The organism is Paraburkholderia sp. (genome assembly GCF_035656215.1).
Taxonomy (GTDB): Bacteria; Pseudomonadota; Gammaproteobacteria; order Burkholderiales; family Burkholderiaceae; genus Paraburkholderia.
Genome location: NZ_DASRSY010000193.1, coordinates 1 through 7,100, shown reverse-complemented (window position 1 = coordinate 7,100; position 7,100 = coordinate 1). Strand labels below are relative to the sequence as shown.

The following is a 7,100-nucleotide window of genomic DNA, read 5'->3' as shown; positions in this document are numbered from 1 at the left end:
TTTTCCTCGTCGCGCAGCTTTTTCAGGAATTCGACGCGCACGAGCTTGCCGTACGCATCGCCGTGCCAGTCGAGCAGATGTACTTCGAGCAGCACTCGGCCGGAATCGTCGACAGTGGGGCGCAGGCCGAGGCTGGCGACGCCCGCCAACGGTTCGTCCGCCACGCCATGCACGCGCACCACGAAAATGCCGGCGAGCGCCGGACGCTTGTGCGCGATCGTCAGATTGAGCGTGGGGAAACCAAGATCGCGGCCGAGCTTCATGCCATGCACGACATGGCCGCTAATCAGGTAGTCGCGGCCCAACGCGGCGCGCGCCGAGTCGAGATCGCCGGCCACCAGCGCCGCGCGCACGCCCGAGCTGGAAATGCGCGCGCCGGACGGATCGGCCACGGTTGCCATCTGTTCGACTTCGAAGCCGTACTGCTGCCCCGCGGTCTTGAGCGACGTGAAATCGCCCGCGCGCTTCGCGCCGTAGCGGAAGTCGTCGCCGATCATCACCCAGCGAGCGTGCAGCCCGTTGACGATGATCCGTTCGACAAACGTATCCGGCGACTGGCTGGCGAAGGTGTGATTGAAATGCTCGACCACGACCCGGTCGACGCCGTTGGTACGCAGCGCCTCGAGCTTGTCGCGCAGCATGGCGATTCGCGGCGGCGCGCCAGCCGGGTTGAAGAACTCGCGCGGGTGCGGCTCGAAGGTCATCACGCAGACGGGCAGACCGCGTGCATCGGCTGCGGCCCGAACGTGGGCGAGCAAAGCCTGATGGCCGCGGTGGACACCGTCGAAGTTGCCGATGGTCAGTGCGCAGGGCGCACGGCTTTCAGCATTGGGAAGACCGCGGAAGACTCTCACGATAACGGGTTTGAGGTAGAGCGGGCGAGGTGCCGCAAAACAAACGATTATAAACGCTCAGCGCACGAGACGGCGGCGCGTCGCCGTTTCAGTGTCCCCCGAATGATAAAATCCGCGGATGAAAAAACTCGTCATCCTGATTTCCGGACGGGGAAGCAACATGGAAGCTATCATTCGCGCCTGCGCGGACGAGGGCTGGGCAGCGCAAGTCGCCGCCGTGATTGCCAACCGTCCTGACGCCGCGGGCCTCGCGTTCGCAGCGTCGCACGGCATTGCCACGGCGGTGGTCGACCACCGCCAGTTTCCCGATCGCAACAGTTTCGACGCCGCGCTGGCGAAAGAAATCGACAGCTTCGCGCCCGATCTGGTCGCGCTTGCCGGCTTCATGCGGGTGCTCACGGCCGGTTTCGTCGATCACTACGCCGGGCGCATGCTGAACGTGCATCCGTCGTTGCTGCCGAGCTTTCCGGGCCTGAAAACCCATCAACAGGCACTTGACGCCGGCGTGCGGCTGCACGGCGCGTCGGTGCATTTTGTCACGTCGCAACTGGATCACGGGCCGATCGTCGCGCAGGCGGCCGTCCCCGTTGAGGCTGGCGACACCCCCGCCACGCTCGCCGAACGCGTGCTGGCAACTGAACACATTATCTATCCACGCGCGGTGCGCTGGTTCGTCGAAGGGCGTCTTGCCCTCGACGGCTTGCGTGTCACGCTTACGCCGCCGGAGCCGCAATGGCTCTTTGCCGGTCACACCGCCGGAGAGGGCGCATGAGATTACATGGTTTTTTGATTGGACAAACTGAGACTTTGCTGGCTGAAGTCCTGAAACTCACCGGCCCGGCCGACGCTACGACGAGCCGCTTTTTCCGCGCGCATCCGAAGCTCGGGCACGGTGAGCGCGGCGTGATCGCCGAGGCGGTCTTCGCGGTGCTGCGTCGTCGGATGGAATTTGCCCATCTGGCGGAAGGCGGCGCGGGCAGCCCGGCTCGCCGGATGGCCTTGCTGGGACTGATGCAGACGGCGGGGCGCACGGCCCTCAAGCCGTTTGTGTCGGACACCGAGTCGCACTGGCTCGAACACGTCGCGAAGATCGACCCGGAAAGCCTGCCGCTGCGGATTCGTCTGAATCTGCCCGACTGGATCTACCAGGCGCTTTCCAGGCGCTTTGAACCCGCAGAACTGGCGCAACTCGCCGCCGCGCTGAACTATCCGGCGCCGCTGGACCTGCGCGCGAATCCGATCAAGGCAAGCCGCGACGAGGTACTGAACGCGCTGTCGAAGGCCGGCATCGAAGGTGGTGCGACGCCTTTCGCCCCGTTCGGCGTGCGGGTGGTCGGCAAACCGCCGCTCACCAAGCTGGACGCGTTCCAGCAAGGCTGGGTCGAAGTTCAGGACGAAGGCAGCCAGTTGCTGTGCTCGCTGGTCGCACCCAAGCGCGGCGAAATGATCGTGGACTTCTGCGCGGGCGCGGGCGGCAAGACCCTGGCGTTGGGGGCAGCGATGCGCTCAACCGGGCGTCTGTACGCATTCGACGTCTCCGAACGTCGTTTGGCCAAGCTCAAGCCGCGCCTTGCGCGCAGCGGCCTGTCGAACGTGAATCCGGTGCTGATCGACAGCGAACACGATGCGAAGATCAAGCGTCTGGCCGGCAAAATCGACCGCGTGCTGGTCGATGCGCCGTGCAGCGGCCTGGGTACGCTGCGTCGTAACCCGGATCTGAAGTGGCGCCAGTCGCCTGAATCGGTCGCTGAACTGGCGCCGAAGCAGGCCTCGATTCTGGCCAGCGCCTCGCGTCTGGTGAAGAAGGGCGGCCGTCTCGTCTACGCGACCTGCTCGATTCTGGAAGAGGAAAACGAGGCCGTCGTGCAGCAGTTCCTCGCCGACCATCCGGACTTCGCACTGGTGCCGGCGCGCGACGTGCTGGCCGAGCAGCGCATCGAACTGGAAATGGGCGACTACCTATCGCTGTGGCCGCACCTTCACGCCACTGACGGTTTCTTCGCAGCCGTGCTGGAACGCCAAAGCTAAACGCAACAGGCCATCTGCTAGCTCGTCCGGGTTCTTTTCCTGAACCCGGACGAGCTGGCGATTTCGGCGACATCATGCAAAACCGCATTTTTCCTCACATGTTCGGCGACCTCGCGCGCGATTTCGGCCAGCCGGTCATGCTGTGGCAGGTCGGCGTGCTGCTTGGGACGCTTCTCGTCGCGTGACTGCTCGCGCGCCTGCTGCGCCGGGCGCTCGATCTGCGGCGTCAGACGCGTTACCAGACCTTGCGTTTCGGCGCGGAAAGCCTGAATCGCGCATTCTTTCCGCTGATTGGGGCGGCGCTCGTGTGGCTCGCACAGGCGATTACCGGTCAGTTCATGCACACCGCGCTGCTCAATCTGGCGCTGGTGCCGCTGTTCGGTATTGGCTTGATTTACATTTCATCATCCTGATCGACCGCTCGCTGCGCATCGGCGACACGATCAACGTCAGCGGCTTGCAGGGCATGGTCACGCAGATCCGTACGCGTTATACGGTGGTGCGCGGACTGGACGGCATTGAAACGCTGATTCCGAACGAAAAGCTGATTACGGACGTGGTGCAGAACCAGTCCTCCTATCTGACGCGCGGTTACGCCAAGGTGGCCGTGCAGGTTGCCTACAGCTCCGACGTCGAGCAGGCGATGGCGCTGCTCACTCAAGCCCCACAACATGTCGCGCGAGTACTGCAGGAACCGGCGCCCACACCCTATCTTGCGAGCTTCGGCACCGACGGCATCAATCTCGAACTGGGCTTCTGGATCGAAGACGCAGCGACAGGTACCTCAGGCGTGCGCTCGGCCGTCAATCGCAACATCTGGCGTCTGTTCTCCGAGCACGGCATCTCGATTCCTTTCGCGCAACGCGAAGTGCGAATCGTCGGCAATGTGAGCGACGCGATGCCGCAGGCGGTAACAATGACTGCTCCTGCGGCCAATCAGGCCTACAGCGCCCGCTGACGGGCACTTCGAACCCGTCGGCCGGTCTAAAAATGACCTCCGGCGCGTTCCATCCTGTTGATGTCACACAAAAAATCCCTATTTGTTACAAACACTTGGAACGCTTCAAGTAGAATATCGTCCAATCCCGCTGTATGCTTTTACTTTCTTGACACGCGCATTTTGCGTGTGTCTGGCGTCTCTTGTTCCACAGGTAAATTGCCTTGTTGAATTCCTTGCTTGATTTCCTTGCGCACGGCTTGCTCCACTTCTCGTGGTGGCAACTTGTGCTGTACACCCTGGTCGCGACGCACATCACGATCATTGGCGTGACGGTCTATCTGCATCGCTGCCAGGCGCACCGCGCACTGGAACTGCATCCGGTCGTCAGTCATTTTTTCCGTTTCTGGCTGTGGATGACCACAGGCATGCTGACCGGCCAATGGGCCGCGATTCACCGTAAGCATCACGCCAAGTGCGAGACCGAAGAAGATCCGCACAGCCCGCAAACGCGCGGCATCTGGAAGGTGCTGCTCGAAGGTGCGGAACTGTACCGTTCCGAAGCCAAGAATGAAGAAACGATGCGCAAGTTCAGTCACGGCACGCCGAACGACTGGATGGAACGCAACGTCTACACCAAGTACCCGATCCTCGGCGTGAGCCTGATGATGGTGCTGAACGTCGCGCTGTTCGGCGTCGTCGGTCTGACCATCTGGGCCGTGCAGATGGTGTGGATTCCGTTCTGGGCGGCAGGCGTGGTGAACGGCCTCGCGCACTGGTGGGGCTACCGCAACTTCAACTCGTCGGATGCGAGCACCAACATCTTCCCGTGGGGCATCATCATCGGCGGTGAAGAGTTGCATAACAATCACCACACGTATGCGACGTCGGCCAAGCTGTCGAACAAGTGGTACGAGTTCGATATCGGCTGGATGTACATCCGCATCATGTCGGCGTTCCGTCTGGCCAAGGTGAAGAAGATCGCGCCTACGCCGCGTCTGACCTCCGGCAAGCTGGTCCTCGATCAGGACACGCTACAAGCCGTGCTGGCGAACCGTTACGAAGTGATGGCGCGTTACGGCAAGGCGCTCAAGCGCGCTTATCGCCAGGAGCTGGCACATCTGAAGGAAGTCGGCGCACGCGAGAAGTATCAGGTGATGCGCGGTGCGCGTAGCTGGTTCCACAAGGAAGAAGCGGGTCTCGACGAGCCGCAGAAGCGCCAGTTGCCGCAAATCTTCGCGAATAGCCAGAAGCTCAAGACTTACATCGACATGCGCAATGAACTGGCGGCGATGTGGGAGCGCTCGAATGCGTCGCGCGATCAATTGCTGATTCAGTTGCAAGACTGGTGTCATCGCGCTGAGCAGAGCGGTATAAAAGCACTGCAAGAATTCGCGATGCGTCTACGTCGTTATGCTTGATCGCGAAATCCTTTAAAATTTCGTTACGTCACAAAACCCCGCGTTGGCGGGGTTTTGCTTTTTGGGCGGTGGATAGGTCAACGGCACACGATTGACAGTCCGCGGCGGGCAGAGCGAGGGCAGAGGAGATCATGGATCAGCAGGCGATCAGGACCGTCGAATACGACCGGCCACAGGCGCAGGGCACGACCTGCGGGATCGGGCAGGCGTGGGCGAAGGTGCCCGACATGCCGTCGGCGAAACAGAAGGTGGCGCTGAAGGAACGCATCCGCGCATTGCTTAAGCGCGAGAAAGCGGTGCTCGTCGCGCATTACTACGTCGACGCGGAATTGCAGGAGCTCGCCGACGAAACCGGCGGTTGCGTGGCTGACTCGCTGGAGATGGCGCGGTTCGGCCGCGATCACGAGGCACAAACGCTGGTGGTGGCGGGCGTGCGCTTCATGGGCGAGACCGCGAAAATACTGAGCCCGGATAAGCGCATTCTGATGCCCGATCTCGATGCGACCTGTTCGCTCGACCTGGGTTGTCCCGTCGATGAATTCTCGGCTTTCTGTGACGCTCACCCGGATCGCACGGTGGTTGTGTACGCGAACACCAGCGCGGCCGTCAAGGCTCGTGCGGACTGGATGGTGACGTCGTCGATCGGGCTGGAAATCGTTGCCGATCTGCACTCACGCGGCGAAAAGATTATCTGGGCGCCGGATCGGCACCTCGGCAGCTACATCCAGAGTAAGACCGGCGCGGACATGCTGCTGTGGCAGGGCTCGTGTCTCGTGCACGACGAATTCAAGGGCATTGAACTCGATCTGCTGCGCGCTGAATATCCGGGCGCGAAAGTGCTGGTGCATCCGGAGTCGCCGGCTAACGTCGTCGCGCAAGCGGACGTGGTGGGTTCGACAACCCAGTTGATCGACGCTGCGCAAAAACTCGACGCGACGCATTTCATCGTGGCGACCGATCTCGGCATTCTGCACAAGATGCAACTCGCCGCGCCCGGCAAGACGCTGATCGCCGCACCGACGGCCGGCAACAGTGCGACCTGCAAGAGCTGTGCGCATTGCCCGTGGATGGCGATGAACGGCCTCGCCAATCTGGCCGAGGTGCTCGAACGCGGCCACAACGAAATCTTCGTCGACCGAGCGATCGGCGAGCGGGCACGTCTGCCGATCGACCGGATGCTCGATTTCGCGGCGCGTCACAAGAAGCGCGTGCAAGCCAGCGGTGATCTCGCGCGTGACGCGCAACTCTATTCGAACGTGGGAGCAGCGTAATGGGAGCGGTGGAACGCAATCAGGTCGAGGCAGTCTCGCCGCTGTTCGCGGAGATTCATGCGCAGTACGGCGCCGCGTTCGATGCTGCGTTGGCGCGCAACGTCGCCGACGCGCTGGCCGAAGATATTGGCACAGGCGATCAGACTGGTCGCCTTGTCCCCGCAGACGACGTGCGTGATGCACGCATCATCGTGCGCGAAGACGCCGTGCTGTGCGGCGTGCCCTGGTTCAACGCGGTAATGCGCCAGGTCGATCCACGTATCGACGTGCAGTGGTGTTATCGCGAGGGCGATCGGATGGCAGTGGATACGCCGGTCTGCGAGCTGCGCGGTCCTGTCCGTGCGCTGTTGACTGCCGAACGCAATGCGCTGAATTTCCTGCAACTGCTCTCGGGTGTGGCGAGCGCGACGCGTCGCTATGTCGACGCTATTACCCACACGCAAACGCGTATCCTCGATACGCGTAAGACCTTACCGGGCTTGCGGCTCGCGCAGAAATACGCAGTGCGCGTGGGCGGTGGGGCGAATCAGCGGCTTGCTTTGTACGACGGCATTCTGATCAAGGAAAACCACATTGCCGCAGCGGGCGG

General features: G+C 62.2%; 6 protein-coding genes and 1 pseudogene. 6 read left to right on the top strand and 1 reads right to left on the bottom strand.

Annotation, left to right across the window (positions count from 1 at the left end; translation table 11 throughout):
* Positions 1-854: bifunctional riboflavin kinase/FAD synthetase (locus VFE81_RS11065; RefSeq protein ID WP_325044635.1), on the bottom strand; the 854-nt coding region annotated here is incomplete at its 3' end.
* Between the two features lie 118 nt (positions 855-972).
* Between VFE81_RS11065 and purN the strand changes: the two genes are divergently transcribed.
* The 6 genes and pseudogenes from purN to VFE81_RS11035 all read left to right on the top strand — a co-directional run.
* Complete coding sequence (gene purN / locus VFE81_RS11060; RefSeq protein ID WP_325044634.1) at positions 973-1,626, top strand: phosphoribosylglycinamide formyltransferase; 654 nt, start codon at positions 973-975, stop codon at positions 1,624-1,626.
* A complete protein-coding gene (locus tag VFE81_RS11055; RefSeq protein WP_325044633.1) occupies positions 1,623-2,882 on the top strand; it encodes an RsmB/NOP family class I SAM-dependent RNA methyltransferase in 1,260 nt (419 codons plus the stop codon). The genes purN and VFE81_RS11055 overlap by 4 nt, the downstream gene beginning before the upstream one ends.
* Positions 2,883-2,956: 74 nt before the next feature.
* Positions 2,957-3,840, top strand: a pseudogene (locus VFE81_RS11050) (mechanosensitive ion channel family protein).
* Between the two features lie 203 nt (positions 3,841-4,043).
* Positions 4,044-5,240: a DesA family fatty acid desaturase gene (locus tag VFE81_RS11045; RefSeq protein ID WP_325044632.1), complete on the top strand. Its 1,197-nt coding sequence runs from the start codon at positions 4,044-4,046 to the stop codon at positions 5,238-5,240.
* A 131-nt stretch (positions 5,241-5,371) separates the two neighbouring features.
* On the top strand, positions 5,372-6,511 hold the full coding sequence (gene nadA, locus VFE81_RS11040; RefSeq protein ID WP_325044631.1) for a quinolinate synthase NadA: 1,140 nt from the start codon (positions 5,372-5,374) through the stop codon (positions 6,509-6,511).
* On the top strand, positions 6,511-7,100 hold a 590-nt coding region (locus tag VFE81_RS11035; protein WP_325044630.1), incomplete at its 3' end, for a nicotinate-nucleotide diphosphorylase (carboxylating). The genes nadA and VFE81_RS11035, both read left to right, overlap by 1 nt.

Bases quoted from the DNA above. Each gene is read 5' to 3' on its own strand.
- purN (WP_325044634.1), top strand. From the start codon at position 973: ATGAAAAAACTCGTCATCCTGATTTCCGGACGGGGAAGCAACATGGAA.
- VFE81_RS11055 (WP_325044633.1), top strand. From the start codon at position 1,623: ATGAGATTACATGGTTTTTTGATTGGACAAACTGAGACTTTGCTGGCT.
- nadA (WP_325044631.1), top strand. From the start codon at position 5,372: ATGGATCAGCAGGCGATCAGGACCGTCGAATACGACCGGCCACAGGCG.